The sequence below is a fragment of the Bacillus sp. FJAT-47783 genome (assembly GCF_022808615.1).
Taxonomy (GTDB): domain Bacteria; phylum Bacillota; class Bacilli; order Bacillales; family Aeribacillaceae; genus Bacillus_BZ.
This window is the reverse complement of record NZ_JAKZKS010000005.1, coordinates 100,679-127,328: the sequence shown is the minus strand read 5'-3', so window position 1 is coordinate 127,328 and position 26,650 is coordinate 100,679. Positions and strand designations below refer to the sequence as shown.

At 38.4% G+C, this 26,650-nt stretch carries 24 protein-coding genes and 1 riboswitch; all 24 genes read left to right on the top strand.

Annotation, left to right across the window (positions count from 1 at the left end; genetic code table 11):
* Position 1 precedes the first annotated feature (1 nt).
* Complete coding sequence (gene essC, locus MLD65_RS06130) at positions 2 to 4,474, top strand: type VII secretion protein EssC (RefSeq protein ID WP_243290997.1); 4,473 nt, start codon at positions 2 to 4, stop codon at positions 4,472 to 4,474.
* Positions 4,471 to 7,413 (top strand): type VII secretion protein EsaA, encoded by a 2,943-nt coding sequence (gene esaA / locus MLD65_RS06125; RefSeq protein WP_243290996.1) that lies wholly within the window; start codon positions 4,471 to 4,473, stop codon positions 7,411 to 7,413. Before essC ends, esaA begins: the two co-directional genes overlap by 4 nt.
* The gene (essA, locus tag MLD65_RS06120; RefSeq protein ID WP_243290995.1) at positions 7,403 to 7,921 is read left to right on the top strand and encodes a type VII secretion protein EssA; all 519 of its coding nucleotides are present in this window, start codon (positions 7,403 to 7,405) and stop codon (positions 7,919 to 7,921) included. Before esaA ends, essA begins: the two co-directional genes overlap by 11 nt.
* 178 nt (positions 7,922 to 8,099) lie before the next feature.
* A complete protein-coding gene (locus MLD65_RS06115; RefSeq protein WP_243290994.1) occupies positions 8,100 to 8,390 on the top strand; it encodes a WXG100 family type VII secretion target in 291 nt (96 codons plus the stop codon).
* A gap of 99 nt (positions 8,391 to 8,489) precedes the next feature.
* Positions 8,490 to 9,737 carry a DUF6861 domain-containing protein gene (locus MLD65_RS06110; RefSeq protein WP_243290993.1) on the top strand — a complete coding sequence of 416 codons (1,248 nt, stop codon included), beginning with the start codon at positions 8,490 to 8,492 and terminating at the stop codon, positions 9,735 to 9,737.
* 9 nt (positions 9,738 to 9,746) lie between these two features.
* A complete protein-coding gene (locus tag MLD65_RS06105) occupies positions 9,747 to 10,538 on the top strand; it encodes a hypothetical protein (RefSeq protein ID WP_243290992.1) in 792 nt (263 codons plus the stop codon).
* Between the two features lie 15 nt (positions 10,539 to 10,553).
* Entirely contained in the window at positions 10,554 to 11,111 is a 558-nt protein-coding gene (locus tag MLD65_RS06100) for a DUF5381 family protein (protein ID WP_243290991.1), read from the top strand.
* A gap of 139 nt (positions 11,112 to 11,250) precedes the next feature.
* Positions 11,251 to 11,760: a DUF5381 family protein gene (locus MLD65_RS06095; protein WP_347709274.1), complete on the top strand. Its 510-nt coding sequence runs from the start codon at positions 11,251 to 11,253 to the stop codon at positions 11,758 to 11,760.
* 209 nt (positions 11,761 to 11,969) lie between these two features.
* Positions 11,970 to 12,146, top strand: a complete 177-nt coding sequence (locus MLD65_RS06090; RefSeq protein ID WP_243290990.1) for a hypothetical protein — start codon at positions 11,970 to 11,972, stop codon at positions 12,144 to 12,146.
* Between the two features lie 9 nt (positions 12,147 to 12,155).
* On the top strand, positions 12,156 to 12,947 hold the full coding sequence (locus MLD65_RS06085; protein WP_243290989.1) for a hypothetical protein: 792 nt from the start codon (positions 12,156 to 12,158) through the stop codon (positions 12,945 to 12,947).
* 15 nt (positions 12,948 to 12,962) lie between these two features.
* On the top strand, positions 12,963 to 13,520 hold the full coding sequence (locus MLD65_RS06080) for a DUF5381 family protein (RefSeq protein ID WP_243290988.1): 558 nt from the start codon (positions 12,963 to 12,965) through the stop codon (positions 13,518 to 13,520).
* A gap of 184 nt (positions 13,521 to 13,704) precedes the next feature.
* Positions 13,705 to 14,253 (top strand): DUF5381 family protein, encoded by a 549-nt coding sequence (locus MLD65_RS06075; protein ID WP_243290987.1) that lies wholly within the window; start codon positions 13,705 to 13,707, stop codon positions 14,251 to 14,253.
* A gap of 201 nt (positions 14,254 to 14,454) precedes the next feature.
* The gene (locus tag MLD65_RS06070) at positions 14,455 to 14,655 is read left to right on the top strand and encodes an NETI motif-containing protein (RefSeq protein WP_243290986.1); all 201 of its coding nucleotides are present in this window, start codon (positions 14,455 to 14,457) and stop codon (positions 14,653 to 14,655) included.
* Between the two features lie 87 nt (positions 14,656 to 14,742).
* A riboswitch (purine riboswitch) is annotated at positions 14,743 to 14,844 on the top strand.
* A 216-nt stretch (positions 14,845 to 15,060) separates the two neighbouring features.
* Positions 15,061 to 15,549 carry a 5-(carboxyamino)imidazole ribonucleotide mutase gene (purE, locus tag MLD65_RS06065; protein ID WP_243290985.1) on the top strand — a complete coding sequence of 163 codons (489 nt, stop codon included), beginning with the start codon at positions 15,061 to 15,063 and terminating at the stop codon, positions 15,547 to 15,549.
* Positions 15,533 to 16,666 (top strand): 5-(carboxyamino)imidazole ribonucleotide synthase, encoded by a 1,134-nt coding sequence (gene purK / locus MLD65_RS06060; RefSeq protein WP_243290984.1) that lies wholly within the window; start codon positions 15,533 to 15,535, stop codon positions 16,664 to 16,666. The genes purE and purK overlap by 17 nt, the downstream gene beginning before the upstream one ends.
* 17 nt (positions 16,667 to 16,683) lie before the next feature.
* Positions 16,684 to 17,982 (top strand): adenylosuccinate lyase, encoded by a 1,299-nt coding sequence (purB, locus tag MLD65_RS06055; RefSeq protein WP_243290983.1) that lies wholly within the window; start codon positions 16,684 to 16,686, stop codon positions 17,980 to 17,982.
* Positions 17,983 to 18,056: 74 nt separating this feature from the next.
* On the top strand, positions 18,057 to 18,782 hold the full coding sequence (gene purC / locus MLD65_RS06050; protein ID WP_243291023.1) for a phosphoribosylaminoimidazolesuccinocarboxamide synthase: 726 nt from the start codon (positions 18,057 to 18,059) through the stop codon (positions 18,780 to 18,782).
* Positions 18,770 to 19,024, top strand: coding sequence for a phosphoribosylformylglycinamidine synthase subunit PurS (gene purS, locus MLD65_RS06045; RefSeq protein WP_243290982.1), 255 nt, complete (start codon positions 18,770 to 18,772; stop codon positions 19,022 to 19,024). Before purC ends, purS begins: the two co-directional genes overlap by 13 nt.
* Entirely contained in the window at positions 19,021 to 19,704 is a 684-nt protein-coding gene (gene purQ, locus MLD65_RS06040; RefSeq protein ID WP_243290981.1) for a phosphoribosylformylglycinamidine synthase subunit PurQ, read from the top strand. The genes purS and purQ overlap by 4 nt, the downstream gene beginning before the upstream one ends.
* Positions 19,688 to 21,916: a phosphoribosylformylglycinamidine synthase subunit PurL gene (gene purL / locus MLD65_RS06035; protein ID WP_243290980.1), complete on the top strand. Its 2,229-nt coding sequence runs from the start codon at positions 19,688 to 19,690 to the stop codon at positions 21,914 to 21,916. The genes purQ and purL overlap by 17 nt, the downstream gene beginning before the upstream one ends.
* On the top strand, positions 21,892 to 23,304 hold the full coding sequence (gene purF / locus MLD65_RS06030; protein WP_243290979.1) for an amidophosphoribosyltransferase: 1,413 nt from the start codon (positions 21,892 to 21,894) through the stop codon (positions 23,302 to 23,304). The genes purL and purF overlap by 25 nt, the downstream gene beginning before the upstream one ends.
* Positions 23,305 to 23,491: 187 nt before the next feature.
* Positions 23,492 to 24,532, top strand: a complete 1,041-nt coding sequence (gene purM, locus MLD65_RS06025; RefSeq protein ID WP_243290978.1) for a phosphoribosylformylglycinamidine cyclo-ligase — start codon at positions 23,492 to 23,494, stop codon at positions 24,530 to 24,532.
* A complete protein-coding gene (purN, locus tag MLD65_RS06020; protein ID WP_243290977.1) occupies positions 24,529 to 25,101 on the top strand; it encodes a phosphoribosylglycinamide formyltransferase in 573 nt (190 codons plus the stop codon). Before purM ends, purN begins: the two co-directional genes overlap by 4 nt.
* Before the next feature lie 9 nt (positions 25,102 to 25,110).
* Complete coding sequence (purH, locus tag MLD65_RS06015; RefSeq protein ID WP_243291022.1) at positions 25,111 to 26,649, top strand: bifunctional phosphoribosylaminoimidazolecarboxamide formyltransferase/IMP cyclohydrolase; 1,539 nt, start codon at positions 25,111 to 25,113, stop codon at positions 26,647 to 26,649.
* Position 26,650: the final 1 nt, after the last annotated feature.

The following is a 26,650-nucleotide window of genomic DNA, read 5'->3' as shown; positions in this document are numbered from 1 at the left end:
TATGAGTTTTCTCTGGGTTTTTTACAATCAAGACTACCAACAGTTTTCGGTAGATTTGTCGTCTTCACAAACGATAACAATTGGTCCGGAAATGAAACATCATATCACGGTTCGTTCCTTTCCGTTTTCAGAAGGTGCAGTAACGTTAAAAGAAAGCGATGATCATGCTCATCTAGAAGTATGGAAAAACGGGGAGAAGATCGGGACATTATCTGAAACAGAATCATTTATCGTAAAGGAAGGCAAACAAACGTTATCGCTCTTTTTAACAACCTCTCCTTCACTTACGAAAAAGTATTATGTTGGTCATCTTCGGGACGTACTTTTTTCGGTTGACGATGAGAAAGCGGATGTCGTTAAGAAGGATCAAACAAATGGTGATGGAGCGTTCTGTTTGACAAAAGTCGGAAGCAGATGGATAGTGCGGTCTGAGGATGCCGAGTTGTATATAAATGGTCAAAAGATTCAAGGTGAGACGGCAGTTGAAGTCGGAGATGTGTTATGTTGGCCTTTTATGACCATTCAGTTCGTTGATGAAGATTTATTGGAAGTAACGAGCTTTGAAAAGTTTCAAACATCATTACCGTTGACGGAAGAACCGATATCGGAGATGAAAAAGAAATATCCGTATTATCGTCGAACACCTCGAATGATTTATGAGCTGCCAGATGATAAGGTGAGTCTTTCGTTTCCAACACAAGAAGGAGATGATAACCAGCGCGGGTTGTTGCTGACGATATTACCTCCTCTCGTCATGCTTTTAGTGATCGGAATTGTGGCACTCATACAGCCAAGGGGAATATTTGTGATTATTTCTATCGTCATGTTTACGATGACGTTATTCACATCAACCGTTCATTATTTTAAAGAAAAAGGAAATCGCAAAAAGAGGCTTGAAAAAAGGCGGAAAGTTTATACGAAATATTTAGAGAACAAGAGACAAGAGCTACAAGAGCTTTCAGAAAAGCAAAAACAAGTTCTTTCTTTCCACTTCCCAACATTTGAACGAATGAAATATTTAACCGAGCAAATTTCGGATCGAATTTGGGAAAGAACACTTGATAGCAATGATTTGCTTCAATTTCGACTCGGTCTTGGAACGGCGCCGTCAAGCTACCAGATTTCCTTAAACAGTGGCGATATGGCAAATAGAGAAATTGATGACCTTCTCGAACAGTCACAAGTTATCGAGAAAGTGTATCGGGAAGTTAAAGATGTGCCGATTACCGCGAACCTTGCTCAAGGAGCAATTGGTCTTGTCGGAAAAGAATCGGTTGTAAAAAGCGAAATTCACCAAACTGTTGGTCAACTAGCCTTTTTTCATAGCTATCACGACCTTCGTTTTGTATTCATTTTTGATGAAAAGGAATATCAAGACTGGGAGTGGATGAAATGGCTACCACATTTTCAGCTCCCGCATGCTCATGCAAAAGGGTTTATTTATAACGAGCAAACGAGAGATCAGTTGCTTTCTTCGATCTACGAGGTTTTGCGTGAACGAGATCTTGATGAGAATAAAGGGAAAAAACGTTTTTTCCCGCACATCGTGTTTATTGTCACGAATCAGCAGCTCATATCCGAGCATGTCATTTTGGAGTATTTAGAAGGAGATCATCCACATTTAGGCATATCAACTATTTTTGCTGCTGAAACGAAGGAAAGTTTGACAGAACATATTTATACACTTGTAAGGTATATCAATGAACAGGAAGGGGACATCCTCATCCAGCAACAAAAAGCCGTGCAAATACCGTTTAAAATCGATTCACATAAAAGAGAGGATAACGAAAAGTTTGCGCGGATGTTAAGAACGCTTGACCATCAAGTAGGGATGACGAACTCCATTCCAACAAGCGTCTCCTTTTTAGGGATGTTAAAAGCGAATGATATAGACGATTTATTAATCGAACAAAATTGGCTTACACGTGAATCATCAAAATCTTTAGCTGTTCCAATTGGGTTAAAAGGAAAGGAAGACATCGTCGAATTAAACCTACATGAGAAAGCGCATGGTCCGCACGGTCTTTTAGCCGGTACGACTGGTTCAGGGAAAAGTGAATTTTTACAAACGTATATTTTATCGTTAGCTGTTCATTTCCATCCGCATGAAGTAGCTTTTCTTCTCATTGACTATAAAGGTGGAGGAATGGCACAACCATTTAAAAACATGCCTCATTTATTAGGGACGATTACAAACATTGAAGGAAGTAAAAACTTCAGTGCTCGAGCACTTGCATCGATCAAAAGTGAATTGAAACGACGACAGCGCTTGTTTGATGAATACGAAGTCAATCATATTAATGACTATACAACCTTATATAAACAAGGTGAAGCGAAGGAGCCGCTTCCACATCTATTTTTAATTTCAGATGAATTTGCGGAATTAAAAAGTGAAGAACCGGAGTTTATTCGGGAGTTAGTGAGTGCTGCCCGTATTGGACGAAGCTTAGGTGTCCACCTTATTTTGGCCACGCAAAAGCCTGGAGGAGTCATTGACGACCAAATTTGGAGTAACGCTCGCTTTAAAGTTGCTTTAAAAGTACAGGACGCTTCTGATAGTAAAGAAGTGTTAAAAAATGCGGATGCTGCGTCAATTACCGTAACAGGGCGAGGATACTTACAGGTCGGAAACAATGAAGTGTACGAACTTTTCCAATCGGCATGGAGTGGTGCGCCATATTTAGAAGAATCCATTGAAACAGAAGATGAAATTGCCATTGTGACAGATTTAGGGCTCATACCGTTGTCAGACGTACAAGCCCAAGATCAAGAGAAAAAAGATGTGAAACCAGAAATTGAAGTCATCGTTGATAAAATCGAAGAAACTCAGCAAGCATTAAACATTGAAAAGTTGAGAAGTCCATGGCTACCGCCGCTATCACCTCGAATTTCGCGATGGAGTTATGTTTCGAAAAAACAGGGTGAATTTTATATTGGACTAACGGATGAACCGGAGAAGCAGCTGCAGGAGCCGTACAGCTATCAAATGATGGAAGATGGCAATATCGGTATTTTTGGTTCTTCAGGATATGGAAAATCTGTAACCGTTATGACGTTGTTACTAAACTTTGCTTCTCAATATAATCCAGAACAGCTTCATTATTATGTTTTTGATTTTGGAAATGGCGCTCTTTTACCATTGCGTCAACTCCCGCATACGGCAGACTATTTCCGAATGGATCAAGAACGAAAAATTGAAAAGTTTTTACGGATCATGAAAGAAGAGATGAACCGGAGAAAGCAATTGTTCCAAGAGCAGGAAGTAAGCAATATTAACATGTACAATGTCGTTAGTGAGAAAAAGCTTCCACTTATCTTTATCGCGATTGATAACTTTGATCTTGCGAAAGAAGAGCTCGAAGATGTGGAAATGCAATTTACACAATTTGTTCGCGACGGTCAATCGCTTGGGATTTATATGATTTTTACAGCAACGAGAATCAATGCGATTCGTCAATCGCTTATGAATAACTTAAAGACAAAAATTGTCCATTATTTAATGGACAATTCAGAAGCGTATGCCATATTAGGGAAAGTCCCATATTCTCCTGAAGCAATACCAGGCCGCGCTATCATTAAGAAGGAACAAGCCTTTTTTGCGCAAATATTTTTACCTGCTGATGGAGAAGATGATTTCCAAATGTTTGATCAGTTAAAAGAAGATATTCAGCAGCTAAGAGAAAAATATGCGGACGTAAAACAACCTGATCCAATTCCAATGCTTCCTTCGAAATTAACGATGAAGGAATTGAATCATAATCGAAGGGTTGTGATGCAACAAGGGCTGATCCCACTCGGTCTAGATGAAGAGTTTGTTCAACCTGTGTACATTGACTTTGTTAAACATAAACATTGCATCATTCTTGGACAAACACAAAAAGGAAAGACAAATGTATTAAAAATTGTGTTACACAAAGCGCTTTCTGAAACGACGGGGATCGGTGTGTTTGATTCCATCAATCGTGGTCTTTCAAGTTTTATTAACGAAAAAGAGATTGATTATATGGAAACGAAAGAACATATTGTGAAGTGGCTTGATGAGAAGGAACAACTACTGCAAAAAAGAGAGCAAGATTATTTAGAAGCCGTTCAGCGTGGTGAGGTTGAACGTTTAACCTTTTCACCGATACTACTTGTCATTGACGGTTTTGCTAGATTCCAGCAAACAATTGACAGCATGATTCAAGATCGCTTGTCGAAATTTATGAAAAACTACAGCCACCTCGGCTTTAACCTTGTTGTCTCAGGTAACCATAATGAATTTTCAAAAGGCTTCGATGCTCTCACAGCGGAAATTAAACAAGTTCGTCAAGCTGTCATCTTAATGAAAAAATCTGAGCAAAATCTATTTACGTTTCCGTTCAACCGAAAGGAAACCGATATCAATCCAGGGTTTGGCTATTACGTTGAAAACGGAAAGGATACGAAAATCCAAATCCCGCTATGTGAAGTTGAAAGGAAGATTTTCGCATGACTGAACAACGGAAACACATCATAAAAGTTATATTTGCTGTCTTGTGGATTTTGGCATTACCTTCGCTATTCTTCCAGTACATTGGAGATAATCCGATGGCTGTAAAAGAGAATGCAACGAGAACGATAGCGGTGGTAAATGAAGATTTAGGTGTAGAGGATGGGAATGAATCGTTAAATTTCGGAAAGGAGATCCCGTCTCTTTTAAATGAAGGATCAGATTATAATTGGACTGTTCTCGGCCGCAGTGCGGCTGAGAATGGCCTGAAAAGTTTAAAATATGATGCCATCATTTATATCCCGTCCAATTTTTCTGAAAGCATTTTGACATATGACGATGAACATCCGAAAAGAGCGACGTTGAAATATGCAGTACAAGATCAGCTGAATGCTGTTAATAAAGAGAAAGTCGTTAGGGAATTAGAAGATGCAAGTAATGAAGTAAACAGTCATATGTCCTCCCTTTATTGGAGTTATGTTTCGCAAGAGGTCGAGCACGTACGTGAGCAGTTCGACAAAATTTTAGAAAAGGAAATTGCATTCCAAAATGCAATGTTCTCTTTTTATAACCCCGGTTCACAAAAGCTTTCAGGAGAACTAAGTCAGCAAAAGGAATTGCTTGAACAACTTCAAGCGAACATACAGCTTGCTGAAGAAGGTTCTTCAAAACGAAAAGGCGATGTTGAACAAATTGAACAAAGCTTGAAACATTTCGTCGAATATGTTGAAGCATATAAGCAGTATCAACAAAAACAAAAGGAAATATTAACTCAAATTCAAGACGAAAGCACGAAAATGATTCAAGCGGGCATGAGCGCAATACGAGAAGGACAATCCCAAACAGATCAAACCTTTGGTGAACAAACCGTTCCAATCCAAAATGGAATTGTTGCTTTAAAAAAGATGCTGCAAGATAATGCCGATATGATGAACCAAGTAAGTGTCGTGCGTTTAAGTAGAATCGATCAACAAAAAGAAGAAATGGAAGTTCTTCACGAAAATTTGGTGAACCAATATGGACAACTTGCCAGCAATCAGTTCGAATCACTCCAGAACAATGTCTTTTCGATGAGAGAAGAATTGGTGAAAAAAACGGGGGAACAACCTAATAATGGTGAGAACGAAAATAGCAATAATGAAAAGAATGAACATCCAAGTCATAAAGAGGAAACAACGCAACTAAAAGACACGAAAAATAAAGAGGAGTTTCCAACTCCTACAAACACAGTCGATCAGCAAAAAGAATTACAGGCTATTGCGACTGAAACAACTCTTTTGAAAGAAAGTCTACAAGCGATTCCAGAGGATGAACAGCCACAAGAAGTAAAGGATGCCATTGCAAATTTAGATTCTTTGACCAAAAGAATTGAGCAAGTAGTTGTTGAGCTTCAAAACAAAGACACGGAAGATGAACAGTGGCAGAAGAAATATCAAGAGCTGTTACTAGCGTATGAAGAACAAATCGAGGAAAATAATCGCTTGAAGGATGAGTATGGAAAGATTATTGATGGTCTAAATGGGGAGATTGATAAGCTACACGTACAAATTGGTGAGCTCAATGCTCAAATGGAAGATGTAATTAATTCAAATGAAGAATTGATAAAGGGAAAAATTAAAAAGATAGAAGACGAGCTTTTAGCCAACTATTCCAATTTACTAACCGATACGTTGAAAGAATTGTTCCAATCAGAAATGAAGAGTAAAGATACAGCTAAGATGCTAGATTATTACTCGGAGTTATCGCGATTTGCATCAACGGTAAACTTAATTGCAGCACAAAATGATAAATATGAAGGAATTTTAGAAGAGGCTAGTCAGAATACCGCGAGCATTCTCGATATGAAAGGAAATGAAAAACAAGCTTGGGATAATCTTGAAGCAGACATGTTAGGGACAGAAGAAGGACTGAATGATTTTGAAGCATCGTTTGCTGCCTTCATTCAAGAATACCGTGACTTTGTAGACGAAGAGCAAGCAAATGTGATGAAAGAGCTTGACGCTATTCAAGCTAGTTCGGCGAAAATAACGGAACAGCTGCAAAAGCCAGATGATATTACCGCTGACGGAACGTATTCGGATCAGTCTCCAGATGGCACGATTTTAATTTCTTTGCAAAAAAGCATGGGTCAAGAGCTTCATAGTATGAACGAACTGATGGAGTCACTTGGAGAGCGACAAGGAAATATTGTGGACTATACAGGTGATTTGGAGCAAAAGGTAAGTGAAGTTCAGGAAAAAGCCGATACGTTAAACGAAAAATGGTCGCAAAACGTAACCTCAACGAAATTAGTGAGAAACGATGTTTATACACTTTTAGGAAACGCGTTTGTTGATGGACAAAACAATGGATATGTTTATGACTACTTATCAAACCCATTAGAAATAAGTGGTGAGATTCCAAGTGTGAAAGAGAAAACCGTTCCACCGGTTGTTATTTTAGTCATTGTTTTAATTAGCAGTCTATTAATCGGTTATTTGAGCCATTATTATTCACAGGCGCCACTGTTAGTAAAAGGTGCGCTATTTGGACTGTTAAACTTAATTGTTGGGCTTATGATCAGTCTGTTTGGATTAAACATTTATTCCTTAGAGGATGACCGAGCTATCCAATGGACGATCTTTACCATTCTTTTACTCGTCGCAACCTCTTTACTCGTGCGTCTTTCGTTTAGATTAGGATCACTGTTCGGTTGGTTTGTGAGCGTTGGGTTAATTTTATTCTATGTCACACCGCTACTTAACTTAACGATTCCGAACTTCAACTATGAAGATCCAGTATCAAAGGTGTATATGTCTATTCAATATGAAGCAAGTAGCCTTTTCGGCCAAGCTGTCATTCTCTTGCTCGGGATAACCGTTGTTCTTACCGTCATCCCATTGGTTATTCGGCTATTTAACTCGGACAAAAACATAGAAAGTGAGAATGCGCATGAAGCTTAAATTTGTCGTGCAGAGGGCCTTCCTAACGGTGGCCCTTCTGGCATGCTTACCGTTCAATGTTGCATTTGCAGATTCAGATCAAATTGAAGAATTGGAACCAAATGTTTATGAAAAAGATAAAACGAATCGAAATACCGAATACTTACATGATGAAGCACTCTATAAACAAAAACAGTCAATCCCAGAGGAACAAAAGATATTAACATTTGAAAAAGATACAAAAAATCCTATAGAGGAAATAAAAAATCAATTGTTTCAGGATAGCGACATCGAGAACAATACTGTTGTAGCGAAAGCCGAAAAATTGGGGCTGTTTTCAGATGTAGGACTAGAAATGAAAGGAACACCGGAAACTCAAACGGAAGAAAAAGAAGGAGTCTCTACCTTATTTATTTTATATGTAACAGCAATTGTGGTTGGAATTGGTCTATTATTCCTGCTCCTCATTCCAGCCATCCAAAAACAAAAATCGCAATCCTCCTTACAGAGTGGCAGGGTTGAATCATAAGATAATGTTATTGCTGATGCACACTAAACATTCCTGCTTTACCTTAAAACTTGCACTTGAATTCAGAATTGGGATTATCGCGGATTCGAGTTCACGGAAGTAAAACTAGTGAAATGTACGAATTAAAGAACGAGACGACTTTATGATGAGGTTTCAAGTATTTTTGTGAGGTGATAGGATGAACTCAAAACATGTTAGAGAGTTGGCTCAAGACTTTTATAAAGCATCGGAAAGTATTAAGGAACGGGAAGAGAACTTAAAGAAAAATGTGAGAGATGAAGCAGACACCTGGTCAGGAAAAAGCCGGGATAAATTTAATGCCATCATGGAAGAAGCATCAGTCGCGTTTCAAAGGCATTCAGATAATTTATATGAAATTAGTAAAGAGCTAGAAAAAGCGGCAAATGAAGTCGACCGTGTTCGAGAAGAGATTGAAAGACAGAGAGAATTGGAGAAGCTTACAAAATAAGCATGTAAAACGATGAATGAAGAAAAGAAATCTTATCTCCTATAAATATTTTTTAGATAAAAGTTACTATTTATTAAGGATGGAAAGGAGTAAAGATTAATGGGCAAAAAAATTTCAATAGATCCCGACCGTCTAGAAGGGCTTGCCAATCAATTTGTTTTAGAATTATCAGCCATTGAAACGGAATATAAAGATCTTCACAAAGATCTTTATTATCTTATAAGCAATGCTCCAGCGGAATACAAACATTGTTTTTATCATGTTGGGGATCCTTGGAGTACAGGAGACGATCTAGTAGATTACCTTAGTGAAGCAGAACAAGGCATTCGATCGACGGCTAATAAATTTGCAGAAAAAGATAATTTAATTGCACAGCTCTATAATCTTCATGATAAATACGGAACCTTTACGGCAATGGGGGCACTTGTTGGAAGACAACTTACTTATTATGGACTGGGCTTTACTCAATTTTTCGAAAATAAGGATGGTGCTTATTCGTTTAAACATAACAAAGCACTTACAAAACTGTCAGATACTGTTGATTCCTCGAGATTGCGGAAGCCAGCAAGGTCCTTTTTAAGCCCAAAGTATTTGGGTAAAAAATATAAAAACGCAACATTTGCCGATTTGGTACACAAAAAATATGCGAAGTATTTGCCGGGAGAGGTTGTAAAATATACAAACAGCTCTGTAAAAGTTTTTGAGGGTATTTTAGATAAAAATGTTAACAAATTTATGATAAAAGATTTAGTTAAAACTGGTGCAAAATTTGGTAAAGCAAATGCAGCCGCAACATTTGGAATTACATTTGCATCGGAAACTTTTGGAGCAGGACTGAAAATTTCAGAGAACTACGCAAAATACGGGAACATGCCGGAAGTGTTAAAACGTGAAAACGCAAAGGCGGTTGGAAATGCTATTAATAAAACAGCTGCTGTTTCAGTAGGTTCAATCGGAGGAGCAGTTATAGGTGGGGCAATTGGTAGCTTAGCTGGTCCAGTAGGTACTGTAATTGGAGCTACAGCAGGATCCTTTGTGGGAGGTATTGTAGGTGAGCAGGTAGCCAAACTTACCGCAGGTCTAGCTGAAAAAGCGACCATTGCACTAAAAGATCCTATTCATAAAGGGATTAACTTCTTTAAAAGCGGATTTGAAAAGACCGGAAAAGTGGTGGATGGCTTTAACAAGGGCGTAGATTTTGTTAACGATCAAATTAAAGATACCCTATCCGATCCGGTAGGAAAAGTGAAGGAAATAAGTAAAGACTTTTCAAAAGCGAAAGAAACTGCCAGCTCTCTCGTCAATGGAGCGAAAGGCTTTTTGGAAGATAAATTTTCATTTATTTAGGAGGACGTTATGGATACGATTCAATTAAGTATAGAGGAACTCATCTTTTCCTTTTATAGTGAAGGATTGTACGAACAAGGAATGTCTTTAAAAGAAACTTATTTTCCCAATCTAAAAGATGACGAGTTACGGTTTATGCTTGAAATGGCAGCGCGCTCCTTATTAGCTAAAAATATGGTAGAAGAGGCGCATCATCAATACAAGATAAAAGATGAGGTAAAACCGTATATTCACGCGTTAAATGACGCGAATCGTACGATTAAAGCATCGAAGTTCTTGGGAAATCTGGAAGATGAACAAAGTATAACGTTCCATACAACAGATCAAAACCTATTTATGCATCAACTCCTTCACGATCACCAAATTCATCAAGTGGGGAAAATATCAAAAGAAAAAGCTCGTTTCATGATTTACGACTTTTTTCAATTTGATTCATTAAAGAGAGAATGTGAAGAGTCGTTTACGATGAAAAATGAAGAATATGAAAAGTTATTAGAGGCAGTAAGCCAAGACGAAACTCAGTGTTCATTGGAACAGGTCGATACAAATTTAAAGGGAAACCCATTGTTTGAAGCGTTTCTTGATGATTTATCCGTACGAAAAGGGAAGATGGATAGTATACTTTATATAGAATACGATCAAGAAAATCTCCCGAATATCGTTGATTTATTATTTATCGTCCCAGGAAAAAAAGAGACATGGTTTATTTCAAGAGGAAATTACAATGAGTTTGTTTTTCAAAAAGCAAATGAAAAAACGGTACAAACATTCTTGTTTGAAAGAAATTCCATGACAGTATAGTAAGGAGGAAATGCGTTGGCTAACATAAAAACAGAAGGTGAGATTATAAAAGTAAAAGGGTCCAAATTTATGTATGGATGGTCGGCTCTTTTTAACTTAGGTGGTATAGGATCCTGTATATTTATATTATTTAATGGACTTAAATTTGAGTCCAATTACTCACTCCTGTATATTGGTGGAGGACTATTTTTGTTCCCGATATTTATCTATTTAACATTATGGCATCTCCCTGGATTTAAGCCAGGAAAAGTGCTCTTTACGATAGTCCCGGGAGAAGAAGGAAAGATTGTGACGAAAAAACATACGGTACCTATCAAACAGATTCGTGAAATCGATTTGATCCGGAATCCGTTCAATTTGATGATGGAGGTTGTTATTAAGACCTATCACAATAAAGCCATTAAAATTAAAACGTATAATATTTTGCCGCAGGTAAGGTTTTTTGACACAGTGGATCTGTATGTTTTTCCTTATATGTGCAAAGAAGCTAGAAAAGCATGGAATAAAAAAATAACTGAAAACGAACTATTAAGAGATTTAAATCACGAAAGAAAACAAAAAAATATCGATTAAATTACTCTTAGAGCTAATTAACGAGAAAGCGGCAACTATAATAAGTAGTCGTTTTCTTAAATAATTCGTCAAATTGGGAGGAACATAATTTGGTCAGTCCAATTCGAAAGAACGAACCTATCAAAGTAAAAGGGTCCAAATTAATGTATGCATTGTTGGCACTTTTTATTTTATAGGTGGATTAGTAGGATGTATAATACTAGTTTCTGAAGGTTTTAAATTTGATTCTAATTATTTCCTTTTCTATATAGGAAGTGGAATCTTTTTCTTTCCTTTTTTTCTTTATCTACTTTTATGGCATCTCCCTGGATTTAAGCCAGGAAAAGTGCTCTTTACGATAGTCCCGGGAGAAGAAGGAAAGATTGTGACGAAAAAACATACGGTACCTATCAAACAGATTCGTGAAATCGATTTTATCCGTAATCCGTTCAATTTGATGATGGAGATTGTCGTTACAACGTATCACAATAAAGAGATTAAAATAAAAACGTATAATCTTCTGCATGAAGTTAATTTTTACAATACAGTAGACCTCCATATTTTTCCTTATATGAATGATGAAGCTAAGAAAGTTTGGGATAAGCAAATTACAGAGAATCAGTTTTTGAAGGATATGGAATATAAAAGAAAACAACAGAAAACAGATTGAGCTAAGAACCAATTGAAATTATGAGAAAACGGCAGAGGTGTACATGCAGTCGTTTTCTCTTTTTGTATAGGTTATTCATTTTTCAATGGGATACAATGTAAACAAATATTGGGGAACTAGTTGGTGAAAAAGCGGCCATTGCACTAAAAGATCCTATTCATAAAGGGATTAACTTCTTTAAAAGCGGATTTGAAAAGACCGGAAAAGTGGTGGATGGCTTTAACAAGGGCGTAGATTTTGTTAACGATCAAATTAAAGACACCTTATCTGATCCGGTAGGAAAAGTGAAAGAAATAAGTAAAGACTTTTCAAAAGCGAAAGAAACTGCCAGCTCTCTCGTCAATGGAGCGAAAGGCTTTTTGGAAGAGAAATTTTCATTTATTTAGGAGGACGTTATGGATATGATTCAATTAAGTATAGAGGAACTCATCTTTTCTTTTTATAGTGATGGATTATACGAACAAGGGGTGTCTTTAAAAGAAACTTATTTTCCCAATCTAAAAGATTACGAGTTACGGTTTATGCTAGAAATGGCTGCGCGCTCCTTATTAGCTAAAAATATGGTAGAAGAGGCGCATCATCAATACAAGCTAAAAGATGAGGTAAAACCGTATATTCACGCGTTAAATGACGCAAATCGTACGATTAAAGCATCGAAGTTCTTTGGAAATCTGGAAGATGAACAAAGTATAACGTTCCATACAACAGATCAAAACCTATTTATGCATCAACTCCTTCACGATCACCAAATTCATCAAGTGGGGAAAATATCAAAAGAAAAAACTCGTTTCATGATTTACGACTTTTTTCAATTTGATTCCTTAAAGAAAGAATGTGAAGAGTCGTTTACGATGAAAAATGAAGAATATGAAAAGTTATTAGAGAAAGTAAGCCAAGACGAAACTCAGTGTTCATTGGAACAGATCGATACAAATTTAAAGGGAAACCCGTTGTTTGAAGCGTTTCTTGATGATTTATCCGTACGAAAAGGGAAGATGGATAGTATACTTTATATGGAATACGACCAAGACAATCTCCCGAATATCGTTGATTTATTATTTATCGTCCCAGGAAAAAAAGAGACATGGTTTATTTCAAGAGGAAATTACAATGAATTTGTTTTTCAAAAAGCAAATGAAAAAACGTTACAAACATTCTTATTTGAAAGAAATTCCATGACAGTATAGCAAGGAGGAAATGCGTTGGCTAACATAAAAACAGAAGGTGAGATTATAAAAGTAAAAGGGTCAAAGTTTATGTATTGTTGGGTAGCCACAGGAACCTGGGGAGGAATTGTATCTTGCTTAATTTTATTGTTTAATGGACTTAAATTTGAATCCAACTATTCCCTCTTTTATATAGGAGGAGGAATAGGATTCCTACCCTTTTGTGTCTATCTAACGTTTTGGCATCTCCCTGGATTTAAGCCAGGAAAAGTGCTCTTTACGATAGTCCCGGGAGAAGAAGGAAAGATTGTGACGAAAAAACATACGGTACCTATCAAACAGATTCGTGAAATCGATTTGGTCCGGAATCCGTTCAATTTGATGCTAGAGATCGTTATTAAAACGTATCACAATAAAGTTATAAAAATAAAAACGTATAATCTACTACAAGAAGTTGACTATTTTGATGTGGTTGACGAGTTTGTATACCCATTTATGAGAGAAGAAGTGAAAAATAAATGGGATAAGATAATTGATGGAAGTCAGTTCCTTAAAAATATCAATTATACAAGAAAACAACAGAAAACGGATTAAGCTAAGAACCAATTGAAATTATGAGAAAACGGCAGAGATGTACATGCAGTCGTTTTCTCTATTTGTATATGTGGTTGATTTGTAATCGGGATACATTGTTAACAGAAAAACGGAGGGCAAGTACTAAATTGTCGATTCCTAAATAAATTTGAGCAATAAGGAAAAAGGAAGGAGGTAAAACCACTTGGCTAACATAAAAACAGAAGGTGAGATTATAAAAGTAAAAGGGTCTAAATTTATGTATGCATGGTCAGTTTTGTTTAATTTTGGTGGAATAGGAGCCTGTTTATTTATATTGCACTATGGATTGCAATTTGAGTCTAAATATTCTCTTCGTTATATTGGGGGAGGGTTGTCTTTACTTCCTTTCTTTATATATACAACCTTATGGTATCTTCCAAGCTATAAGCCAGGAAAAATACTCTTTACAATTGTTATGGGTGAAGATGGAAAGATTGTGACGAAAAAACGTAATGTGTCTATTAAAGATATTCGTGAGATTGATTATGTCTATAATCAGATTAACTTAATGAACGATATTGTAATAAAAACGTATAACCATAAAAAAGTAAAAATTCGAACTTATAATCTTCTAGATGATGATGATTTTTTTCGATGTATAGACAATTATGTGTATCCTTTTATGACAGAAGAAGCAAAAATGAACTGGGATCATAAATACAAATTTTTAAAAGAAGAAGGCTTTGAACGGGAGAATCAAAAAATAAATTAATCTTTTTAAAAATGTGAACGTTAATCTATTTATTTGTTTTACATAAAAAATAATCGTTTCATTTTATCTTATCTTAGAATATTCATCGCAACTTTCCATCCACACAAAAATCAAATACAATGTGATTATGATAAACGTAACAATATTGATTTCTTCGTCATAATGACGGTACGAAGTATTCAAAGAAAGGATCGTAAAACGATGAGTCAGAAACCGAAAAAGAGAAAGTTTGAAGTGGCGGAAAATGAAACGATTGATGATTGTCTCAATCGAATGAAAGAAGAAGGGTATTTTCCGGTTAGAAGAATGGAAGAACCTATTTTTAAGGAAGAGAAGGTGAATGGGGCAATTGAAGTTGTTCCGTACGGACGAAAGATTGTTTTTGAAGGAAAATTGTTATAAAAACCGAACATTAATAATTAATTTAGTTTAATTGTTCGATATTATCGTTGACAGCTCGATACAATCATTGTTAATATGAAGATGAACAAAATACGTAAACCAGTACCTCATATAATATTGGGAATATGGCCCAAAAGTTTCTACCCGACGACCGTAAATTGTTGGACTATGGGGGAAAGTAATGATTGTGGCTGTCATTGAGCATACATACTATATGTTCTATGCCCGGTTTGTATTACTTTCCACTATATGAGGGAAAATACAGAGCGGGCTTTTTCTATTTTTACAAATCGAGTTGAATTTTACCCCAAAACAATTTGCTCGTTCTGTACTAATGATTTCATTACGATAAGCTAATGCTATTTATATAAACTATTAAATTTCTGCTGATAGAGGGGGAGCAACATGAAGCCTATTGTTGGTGTTATTATGGGAAGCACGTCAGACTGGGAAACGATGAAACATAGTTGTGAAATATTAGATGCACTCGAGATACCGTATGAAAAAAAGGTCGTATCCGCCCATCGAACACCTGATTTCATGTTTGAGTATGCTGAAAACGCAAGAGAAAGAGGAATAAAAGTCATTATTGCAGGCGCTGGTGGTGCTGCACATCTTCCGGGAATGGTCGCGGCGAAAACGACGCTTCCTGTTATCGGAGTTCCTGTCAAATCAAGTACGTTAAATGGGCTTGATTCATTATTATCGATTGTGCAAATGCCAGGAGGCGTTCCAGTTGCAACTGTAGCCATTGGAAAAGCAGGGGCAACGAATGCTGGTTTATTAGCTGCGCAAATCATTTCAATCGAAGATGATAAGGTTAAGCAAAAGCTAGAGGAGCGACGAGAAAGTACGAAAGAAACAGTGTTAGAAAGCAGTGATCAACTTGTATAAAACGATTTTACCGGGACAGACAATTGGAATTATTGGCGGTGGCCAACTAGGGCGGTTTATGGCGATAGCGGCAAAAAATATGGGGTATAATGTGGCGGTATTAGACCCGACACCGAATTGCCCCTGTGGTCAAGTAAGCGATATCGAAGTGACAGCTGCATATGACGATTTAGATGCCATCAAAAAGCTTGCGGAAATGAGCGATGTCATCACCTATGAATTTGAGAATATTGATTATGAGGCATTAACATGGCTTGAACAACATGCTTATTTACCGCAAGGAAGTCAACTGCTCTCAATCACCCAAGACCGACAAACGGAAAAAGAGGCGATTGTAGATGCAGGTGCAACGGTTGCCCCTTTCCGTGTTGTGGAACAGGCCCAGCAGCTTGCAAAAGCAGTCGAGGAGATTGGTCTTCCTGCCGTCTTAAAAACGTGTCGCGGCGGCTATGATGGAAAAGGACAATTTGTCATTCGTCATAAGGAAGAAGCTGAACAGGCTAAATCTTTACTAGAGAAAGGCCGTTGTGTCCTTGAGAAATGGATTTCCTTTGATATGGAAATTTCCGTTATTGTGACAAGGAGTGTAAAGGAAGAAACGACGACTTTTCCTGTAGCAGAAAATATCCATGTGAACAACATTCTCCATCAAAGCATCGTGCCGGCAAGAATTGATGACACATTAAAAGAAAAGGCGATTCAAGCGGCTAAAATGCTTGCAAGTAAGCTTGGATTAATCGGAACATTAGCGGTTGAAATGTTTGTTTCAAATGGGGACATTTATATAAATGAATTGGCACCACGTCCACATAACTCTGGACATTACACGTTAGACTTATGTACATCATCTCAATTTGAACAGCACATCCGAGCAATATGTGGGTTGCCTTTAAAACAGCCTTCCTTATTACATGAAGGAATAATGGTCAATATTTTAGGACAGCATTTACAACCTGTTATCGAAAACGATAAACTTTTAACAGATGGCAAGCTTTATTTGTACGGAAAAAATGAAGCAAAAGCTAATCGGAAAATGGGCCACATCACGTTTTATTCAACAAATGTTGAGTTATTAACAAAGCAATTAAATGAAACAACTATTTGGAACAGGTCCTAAAACGGAGGTAATGATGAATGATTGAACGTTATACGAGACCCGAAATGGGAGCTATTTGGACAGAGGAAAACCGTTTCAACGCTTGGCTTGAAGTAGAAATATTAGCATGTGAAGCATGGGCGGAATTAGGCGTTATCCCAAAAGAAGATGTGAAAAAACTGCGTGAACATGCTTCTTTTGATATTGCGCGTATTAAAGAGATTGAAGAGGAAACGAGACATGATGTCGTTGCCTTTACACGAGCGGTTTCTGAAACGTTAGGTGAAGAGAGAAAATGGGTTCATTACGGTTTAACGTCTACAGACGTCGTAGACACAGCGTTATCTTACTTATTAAAACAAGCAAACGACATTTTACTAAAAGATATTGAAAACTTTGTTGACATTTTAAAGAATAAAGCACTTGAACATAAATATACCGTGATGATGGGACGTACACATGGCGTTCATGCCGAGCCAACAACATTCGGTTTAAAAATGGCCCTTTGGTACGAAGAAATGAAGCGTAATTTAGAACGATTCAAGCGTGCAAAAGAAGAAATCGAATTCGGGAAAATTTCCGGTGCCGTTGGAACATATGCAAACATTGATCCGTTTGTTGAACAATATGTTTGTGAAAAGCTTGGTTTAAAAGCTGCACCAATCTCAACGCAAACATTACAGCGCGATCGCCATGCAGAATATGTAGCTACACTTGCTTTAATCGCGACGTCTATCGAGAAGTTTGCCGTAGAAATCCGTGGACTGCAAAAGAGTGAGACGCGTGAAGTAGAAGAGTTCTTTGCTAAAGGACAAAAAGGTTCATCAGCTATGCCGCATAAACGCAACCCGATTGGTTCAGAAAATATGACAGGAATTGCCCGTGTCGTACGCGGAATGATGATGACAGCTTATGAAAACGTACCATTATGGCATGAACGGGACATTTCCCATTCATCAGCAGAGCGTATCATTCTTCCAGATGTTACGATTGCACTGAACTACATGTTAAATCGTTTCGGAAATATCGTGAAAAACTTAACAGTATTCCCAGAAAACATGAAGCGAAATATGGATAAAACGTTAGGTCTCATTTATTCTCAACGCGTCTTATTAGCGCTCATTAATACAGGAATGACGCGTGAGGAAGCATATGACTTAGTTCAGCCAAAAGCAATGGAAGCATGGGATCGCCAAGTACCGTTCCGTGAATTAATTGAAGCAGAAGAAAACATTACGTCTCGTCTAACGAAAGAACAAATCGATGACTGCTTCGATTATAACTATCACTTAAAAAATGTTGACGTTATTTTTGAACGTTGTGGTTTAGCAGAATAGAGGTAGTTTACTGCCTCTATCTCAATAGAAAAATTGCCAATATTCCGTCTTTAGGAGGCTGAACAAACATGACCATCCAAAAGGGAACCTTATTATACGAAGGAAAAGCAAAGAAAATATATAAAACGGATGATCCAGAAGTATTGTATGTGACTTATAAGGACTCAGCTACTGCTTTTAATGGTGAAAAAAAAGCTGAGATTGCAGGAAAAGGCGTACTAAACAATGAGATTACGTGTTTGTTATTCGAAAAATTAACGGAAGCTGGAGTGCCGACACATTTTATTAAGCGTCTTTCACCATATGAGCAGTTAGTACAGCGCGTATCGATTATTCCGTTAGAAGTGGTCGTTCGAAACGTTGTAGCTGGTAGTTTATCAAAACGACTCGGAATAGAAGAGGGAACGGTCATTGAAAAGCCTGTAATCGAGTACTATTACAAAAATGATGATCTCGGTGACCCGCTTATTAATAAAGCTCATATTGAACTATTGAACGTAGCAACCGATGAGCAATTAAACGAGATCGAGAAAATTGCGCTAAAAGTAAACACTATTTTGTTAGAACATTTTAAAAATTGTGGTGTGAACTTAGTTGATTTCAAGCTTGAGTTTGGGGTTACATCAGATGGAACCCTTATATTAGCGGATGAAATTTCCCCAGATACTTGTCGGCTTTGGGACGCGAAAACAAATGAAAAGTTGGATAAAGATGTATTTCGACGTGACATTGGTAATTTAACAGATGCCTATACCGAAATTTTAAAACGATTAGGAGGAACTATTCCATGTACAAAGTAAAAGTTTATGTAACATTACGTGAAAGTGTATTAGACCCACAAGGTAGTGCTGTAAAAGAATCTTTACATTCGATGAACTATAAAGAAGTTCAAGACGTGAGAATTGGAAAGTACATGGAGCTTCTAATTGAAAAGTCTGAACGTGACGTAGAAGAAGTATTAAAAGAAATGTGTGATAAATTACTCGCAAACCCAGTAATTGAAGATTACCGCTACGAAATTGAGGAGGTAGTCGCACAGTGAAATTTGCCGTAATCGTGTTTCCGGGTTCGAATTGTGACGTTGATATGTATCATGCCATTAAGGATGAGCTTGGTGAAGAAGTGGAATATGTGTGGCATGATGCGACTGATTTAAGTAGGTTTGATGGGATTTTATTACCAGGTGGTTTTTCGTATGGAGACTACTTACGTTCAGGAGCGATTGCCCGCTTTGCCAATGTGATGAAAGAAGTAGTGAAAGCAGCAAATGAAGGAAAGCCAGTGTTAGGGGTTTGTAATGGGTTTCAAATTTTACTCGAAGCTGGATTGTTACCTGGAGCGATGCGCCGCAACCAAAACTTAAAGTTTATGTGCCGTCCAGTAAAGCTTCGGGTTGAAAACAATGAAACGATGTTTTCTTCTCTTTATGAAAAGGACGAGCTTATTACCGTTCCGATTGCCCATGGAGAGGGGAACTACTACTGTGATGAAGAAACGTTAGAAAAGCTAAAAGAGAATAAGCAAATTGTTTTCACCTATGAAAGCAATCCAAACGGAAGCTTACTCGATATTGCTGGAATTGTGAACGAACGAGGAAATGTTCTAGGAATGATGCCGCATCCAGAACGAGCAGTGAATGAACTACTCGGAAGTGCTGACGGATTAACATTGTTTAAATCAATCGTAAAAAGTTGGAGGGAAGCTCATGTCACTAATGCTTGAACCGTCTGTAGAAATGATTAAAGAAGAAAAACTATATCAACAAATGGGCGTTAGTGATGAAGAGTTCGCCCTTATTGAAAAGATTTTAGGTCGCCTGCCAAATTATACAGAGATCGGAATTTTTTCGGTTATGTGGTCAGAGCACTGTAGTTATAAAAACTCAAAACCAGTATTGAAGAAATTCCCAACTACAGGTGAACGTGTATTACAAGGGCCTGGAGAAGGGGCGGGAATTGTCGATATTGGCGATCATCAAGCAGTCGTATTTAAAATTGAAAGTCATAACCACCCATCAGCAATTGAACCGTATCAAGGAGCAGCGACAGGTGTTGGTGGTATTATCCGCGACGTATTCTCCATGGGGGCACGTCCTGTTGCCTTATTAAATTCACTTCGTTTCGGTGAATTAACATCACCACGTGTGAAATATTTATTTGAAGAAGTTGTTGCTGGAATTGCTGGATATGGAAACTGTATTGGAATTCCAACGGTTGGCGGCGAAGTGCAATTTGATCCTTCTTATGAAGGAAACCCACTTGTGAATGCGATGTGTGTCGGATTAATTAACCATGAGGATATTAAAAAAGGACAAGCAAAAGGTGTTGGCAATACGGTCATGTATGTTGGAGCAAAAACAGGACGTGACGGTATTCACGGTGCGACATTTGCATCTGAAGAGTTAACGGAAGAGTCAGATGAAAAACGTCCAGCTGTTCAAGTAGGAGATCCATTTATGGAAAAGCTCCTTTTAGAAGCATGCCTTGAAGTGATCAAATCAGATGCGCTTGTCGGAATTCAAGATATGGGAGCTGCTGGGTTAACGAGCTCTTCAGCTGAAATGGCAAGTAAAGCGGGTTCTGGTATCGAGATGAATCTCGATTTAGTTCCGCAACGTGAAAAAGATATGACTCCGTATGAAATGATGCTCTCTGAATCACAGGAGCGTATGCTTCTTGTCATTGAAAAAGGTCGTGAGCAAGAGATCATTGATCTATTTGAAAAGTATGGTCTTGAAGCGGTCGCGATTGGAAAAGTAACTGACGATAAAATGCTGACTTTAACACATAAAGGTGAAGTTGTTGCCCAAATTCCTGTTGATGCGTTAGCAGAAGATGCACCTGTTTACCACAAGCCATCAAAAGAGCCTGTCTATTATAAAGAATTCCAAGAGATGGAACCTTATACACCAGAAGTGAAGGACTATAAAGATACGTTACTAACGTTATTACAACAGCCAACCATTGCAAGTAAAGAATGGGTTTATGATCAATATGACTACATGGTTCGTACGAATACTGTTGTTGCACCGGGTTCAGATGCAGCGGTAATCCGAATTCGTGATACGAATAAAGCGCTTGCGATGACGACAGACTGTAATTCTCGCTATCTTTATTTAGATCCAGAAGTAGGTGGGAAAATTGCCGTAGCAGAAGCTGCTCGAAACATCGTATGCTCTGGGGCAACACCACTTGCGATTACAGACTGCTTAAACTTTGGTAGCCCTGAAAAACCAGAAATTTTCTGGCAAATCGAAAAAGCGGTTGACGGTATGAGTGAAGCGTGTCGTACGCTTTCTACACCAGTTATTGGCGGAAACGTCTCTTTATATAACGAAACAAATGGAACAGCCGTTTATCCAACACCGGTTGTTGGAATGGTCGGTTTAATCGAAGATGTCTCTCACATTACAACGCAAGCGTTTAAACAAGAAGGAGATTTGATTTACGTCATCGGTGAAACAAAACCGGAGTTTAGTGGCAGTGAGCTTCAAAAAGTATTAGAAGGGAAAATCTTTGGTCAAGCACCGACCATTGATTTAGGTGTGGAAAAAGAACGATTAAATCAAATGTTAACGGCGATTAAGCAAGGTGTGATTCAGTCTGCACACGATGTATCAGAAGGTGGGATTGCTGTAGCTTTAACAGAATGTACACTCGGTGCAGAAGGGTTAGGAGCGCAAGTTGTCATCGATGGTAACGCGACAGCTGAACTATTCAGTGAGTCTCAATCTCGCTTTATCGTATCGGTGAAACAAAAGGATAAAGAAGCGTTTGAGAAACTAGTAGAAGCAAAGTTTATCGGTAAAGTAACAAATGATGGCACGTTAAACGTAAAGCACGAATCGGGAGAGGAGCTAATAAAAGCATCTGTAGAAGAGCTCGAGCGTGCTTGGAAAGGAGCTATTCCATGCTTGCTGAAATCAAGGGGCTAAATGAGGAATGCGGCGTTTTTGGGGTGTGGGGACACCCCGACGCTGCCCAAATCACATATTATGGCTTGCATAGTCTCCAACATCGCGGTCAAGAAGGAGCAGGAGTTGTTGTAACAGATGGAGAAAAGCTAGTCGGTCATAAAGGGCTAGGTCTAGTCACAGAAGTATTTGCACAAGGGCAATTAAATGATTTACACGGGAAAGCAGCCATTGGACATGTTCGTTATGCTACGGCTGGAGGCGGAGGATATATGAATGTTCAGCCTCTATTATTCCAATCGCAAAACGGTAGTTTAGCGTTAGCCCACAATGGAAATTTAGTCAATGCTTCTGGCTTAAAGCACCAGCTTGAAAACCAAGGGAGTATTTTTCAAACAACATCTGATACAGAAGTTTTGGCACATTTAATTAAGCGAAGCGGGTATTCATCACTAAAAGACAAGGTGAAAAATGCGTTGCAAATGATTAAAGGGGCTTATGCTTTTCTCATAATGACCGAAACGGAAATGATGGTAGCCCTTGACCCGAATGGTTTGCGCCCGCTTTCACTAGGCCGTCTTGGTGATGCATACGTCATTGCATCTGAAACATGTGCATTTGACGTCATCGGAGCTGAGTATGAGCGTGATGTAGAGCCGGGTGAGTTATTAATTATTAATGATGATGGATTAACAACAGAGCGATTCTCTAAAAATATTAATCGGGCGATTTGCTCGATGGAATATATTTATTTTTCCAGACCAGACAGCAATATTGAAGGCGTAAATGTGCATACAGCACGTAAAAATCTAGGGAAACGTCTTGCGACAGAAGCACCGGTTGAAGCAGATGTTGTAACAGGTGTACCAGACTCTAGTATTTCTGCAGCAATTGGGTTTGCAGAAGAAGCGGATATTCCGTATGAACTAGGCTTAATTAAAAATCGTTATGTCGGTCGTACGTTCATTCAGCCTTCCCAAGCGCTTCGTGAGCAAGGAGTAAAAATGAAGCTTTCACCTGTTCGGAAAGTCGTTGAAGGAAAGCGTGTCGTTATGGTCGATGATTCTATCGTTCGAGGTACAACCTCAAGAAGAATTGTGAGTATGCTAAGGGAGGCAGGAGCGACTGAAGTTCATGTCCGAATCAGTTCACCTCCGATTGCCAACCCATGTTTTTATGGAATTGATACATCAACACATGAAGAGTTAATTGCTTCTTCTCATTCTGTCGAAGAAATTCGTCAAATTATCGGTGCGGATAGTCTCGCCTTTTTATCAAACGAAGGATTGTTAGCAGGTATTGGACGAACAAATGATGGTGAATATCGCGGACAGTGTATGGCTTGCTTTACAGGGAAATATCCAACCGACATTTATGAAGATACCGTTCTTCCACATGAAAAAGATTAATGTATAAGACTAAATAACAAGCAGTTAACTCCCGCCTTATGCTTTTAGATAGGTGGGGATTAGCTCCCGTAAAGGAAAAAAGCGCCTTTAGTCGTAACAACATGTTTGTTTGAGGATGAGTTAAGGTGCTTGCGCTTTTCTAAATTACGCTCTTAATCGTTTGATGGGCTACAAGGAGGATATGGTTATGTCCAAATCATATAAAGAGGCTGGAGTAGATATTCACGCTGGATATGAAGCGGTTTCTCGCATGAAAAAGCATGTGGCCAAAACAAATCGTCCAGGTGTGATCGGGGCACTTGGGGGTTTTGGCGGCATGTTTGATTTATCAACACTAGGCTATAAGGAACCTGTGCTTGTATCTGGAACAGACGGTGTTGGAACGAAATTAAAACTAGCATTTATGATGGACGAGCACGATACGATTGGCATCGATGCAGTCGCGATGTGCGTGAATGATATTTTAGCACAAGGTGCTGAACCGTTATTCTTTCTCGACTATCTCGGAGTTGGGAAGGCCGTTCCGGAAAAAATTGAGCAAATCGTTAAAGGAGTTGCTGACGGCTGTGAACAAGCCGGCTGTGCTTTAATTGGCGGGGAAACAGCGGAAATGCCTGGTGTTTATGATGAGGAAGAATACGACATCGCAGGCTTTGCTGTCGGTGTTGTCGAAAAATCGAAAGTCGTAACAGGTGAACGGATTGAAGAAGGGGATCTATTAATTGGTCTTGCTTCTAGTGGCATTCATAGTAATGGTTATTCACTCGTTCGAAAAATTTTACTTGAAGACCACCAATTACATCTTGATGAATCGTATGAAGGACTAGAAGAAACGCTTGGTAAGGAACTGCTAAAGCCAACCAAAATTTATGTTCGTCCTGTATTAAATGCCATAATGAATAGCGATATTCACGGGATGGCTCATATTACAGGCGGGGGCTTTATAGAAAACATTCCGCGAATGCTCCCTAAAGGATTAGGGGCAGAAATTGATTATGGTTCATGGCCAATTCCATCGATTTTTTCATTCATTCAAGAAAAAGGTTCGATTGAAACAAAAGAAATGTTTGAAGTGTTTAATATGGGGATTGGCTTTGTGTTAGCAGTATCAGAAACGAATATGCCTCATGTCATAGCACGACTAGAAGAAAGCGGAGAAAAGGCTTATATTATTGGACGTGTAAAAAAAGGTGAAGGCATTTCGTTTGGTGGAGGCACATTAAAATGAAACGAATCGCCGTCTTTGCCTCAGGAAACGGATCCAACTTTCAATCGATTGTCGATTCGATAAAGGATAGAAAATTAGAAGCTGAGGTTAGTTTATTAGTATGTGATAAAGTAGGCGCAAAAGTCGTTGAACGCGCTGAACGAGAGAATATCCCGAGGTTTGTATTTACGCCGAAAGAGTATGAAAGTAAAGCTCATTTTGAACAAGATATCATTGAAGAGTTACGCCAAAACGACATTGATTTTATTTTTTTAGCTGGGTATATGCGCTTAATTGGCCCTACTTTATTAAAAGAATATGAAGGGAAAATTATCAATATCCACCCATCGCTCCTTCCTTCATTCCCTGGTAAAAATGCCATTGAGCAAGCATTAGAAGCAGGAGTCAAGGTGACAGGTGTGACAATCCATTATGTCGATGAAGGGATGGATACAGGGCCAATCATTGCCCAAAAGGCCGTTGAAATTGATGCGGAAGATGATGCCAAATCATTAGCACAAAAAATTCATCAAATTGAACACTCTTTTTATCCAGCAGTTATTCATAAGTTGCTTAACAAAACTATTTGAGGTGAAATAATCGATATGAAACGTGCGCTTGTCAGTGTGTCCAATAAAGAAAATATCGTTCCTTTCGTCAAGGAGCTTGTCCAATTAGGCATTGAAGTCATATCTACTGGTGGGACGAAAAAGTTATTAGAAGAAAATGGAGTGCTTGTAACGGGTATATCTGAAGTAACCGGCTTCCCGGAGATTATGAACGGACGTGTTAAAACACTTCATCCATCTATTCACGGCGGTTTATTAGCGGTTCGTCAAAATGAGGAACATATGAAGCAGCTTGAGGAAAATAATATTAAGCCAATTGACTTAGTCGTTGTTAACTTATATCCATTTAAAGAAACGATTTCAAAAGAAGACGTGACGTTTCAAGAGGCGATCGAAAATATTGACATTGGTGGACCAGCGATGCTTCGTGCTTCTGCGAAAAATCATCAAGATGTCGTTGTGATCGTAGACCCGTCTGATTATGACGTTGTGTTAAAAGAATTAAAAGAGCAAAATGAAGTAAGTTCTTCTGTTAAGAAAAAGTTAGCAGCGAAAGTGTTTAGACATACTGCAGCCTACGATGCTTTAATTGCCGAGTACTTAACGAATGAATCAGGGGAAGAAGACCCAGAATCAGTGACCGTTACGTTTGAGAAAAAGCAATCATTACGTTACGGGGAAAACCCACATCAAAAGGCGACGTTTTATCAAAAACCAATTCGGCCGAAAAGCTCTCTGACAGAAGCGATTCAATTACATGGAAAAGAGCTTTCTTACAACAATATTAAAGATGCGGATGCGGCATTACAAATTGTGAAAGAGTTTAAAAAGCCAGCTGCTGTAGCGGTTAAGCATATGAATCCTTGTGGCGTCGGAACAGGAGAAACGTTATTTGAAGCGTATACGAGAGCGTATGAAGCAGACTCTACGTCTATTTTTGGCGGTATTATTGCCTTAAATCGTGAAGTAGATAAAGAAACAGCGGAAAAAATGCATGAGATCTTTCTTGAGATTATTATTGCTCCTTCCTTCACACAAGAAGCAATTGACATTTTAACGAGCAAGAAAAACTTACGACTGTTAACGATTGATGTAAATGCTCCATCCCGTGCGGAAAAACAGTTAACATCGGTTCATGGTGGGTTACTTGTACAGGATGAAGATACGTTTACATTTGAAGATGCACAAATTACAATCCCAACAAAGAGGGAACCAACAGAGAAAGAATGGAAAGACTTAAAGCTTGCTTGGACAGTCGTGAAGCACGTGAAATCGAATGCCATCGTATTAGCGAAGGATGAAATGACCGTTGGAATTGGCGCAGGTCAAATGAATCGCGTCGGCGCGGCAAAAATTGCGATTGAACAAGCTGGTGAAAAAACAAGCGGCAGTGCTTTAGCGTCAGATGCCTTCTTCCCAATGCCGGATACGGTAGAAGCAGCGGCAAAAGCTGGTGTGACAGCTATTATTCAGCCAGGTGGATCGATACGTGATGAAGAGTCGATTAAAAAAGCAGACGAATATGGAATCGCCATGGTCTTTACAGGAGTCCGTCATTTCAAACATTAAG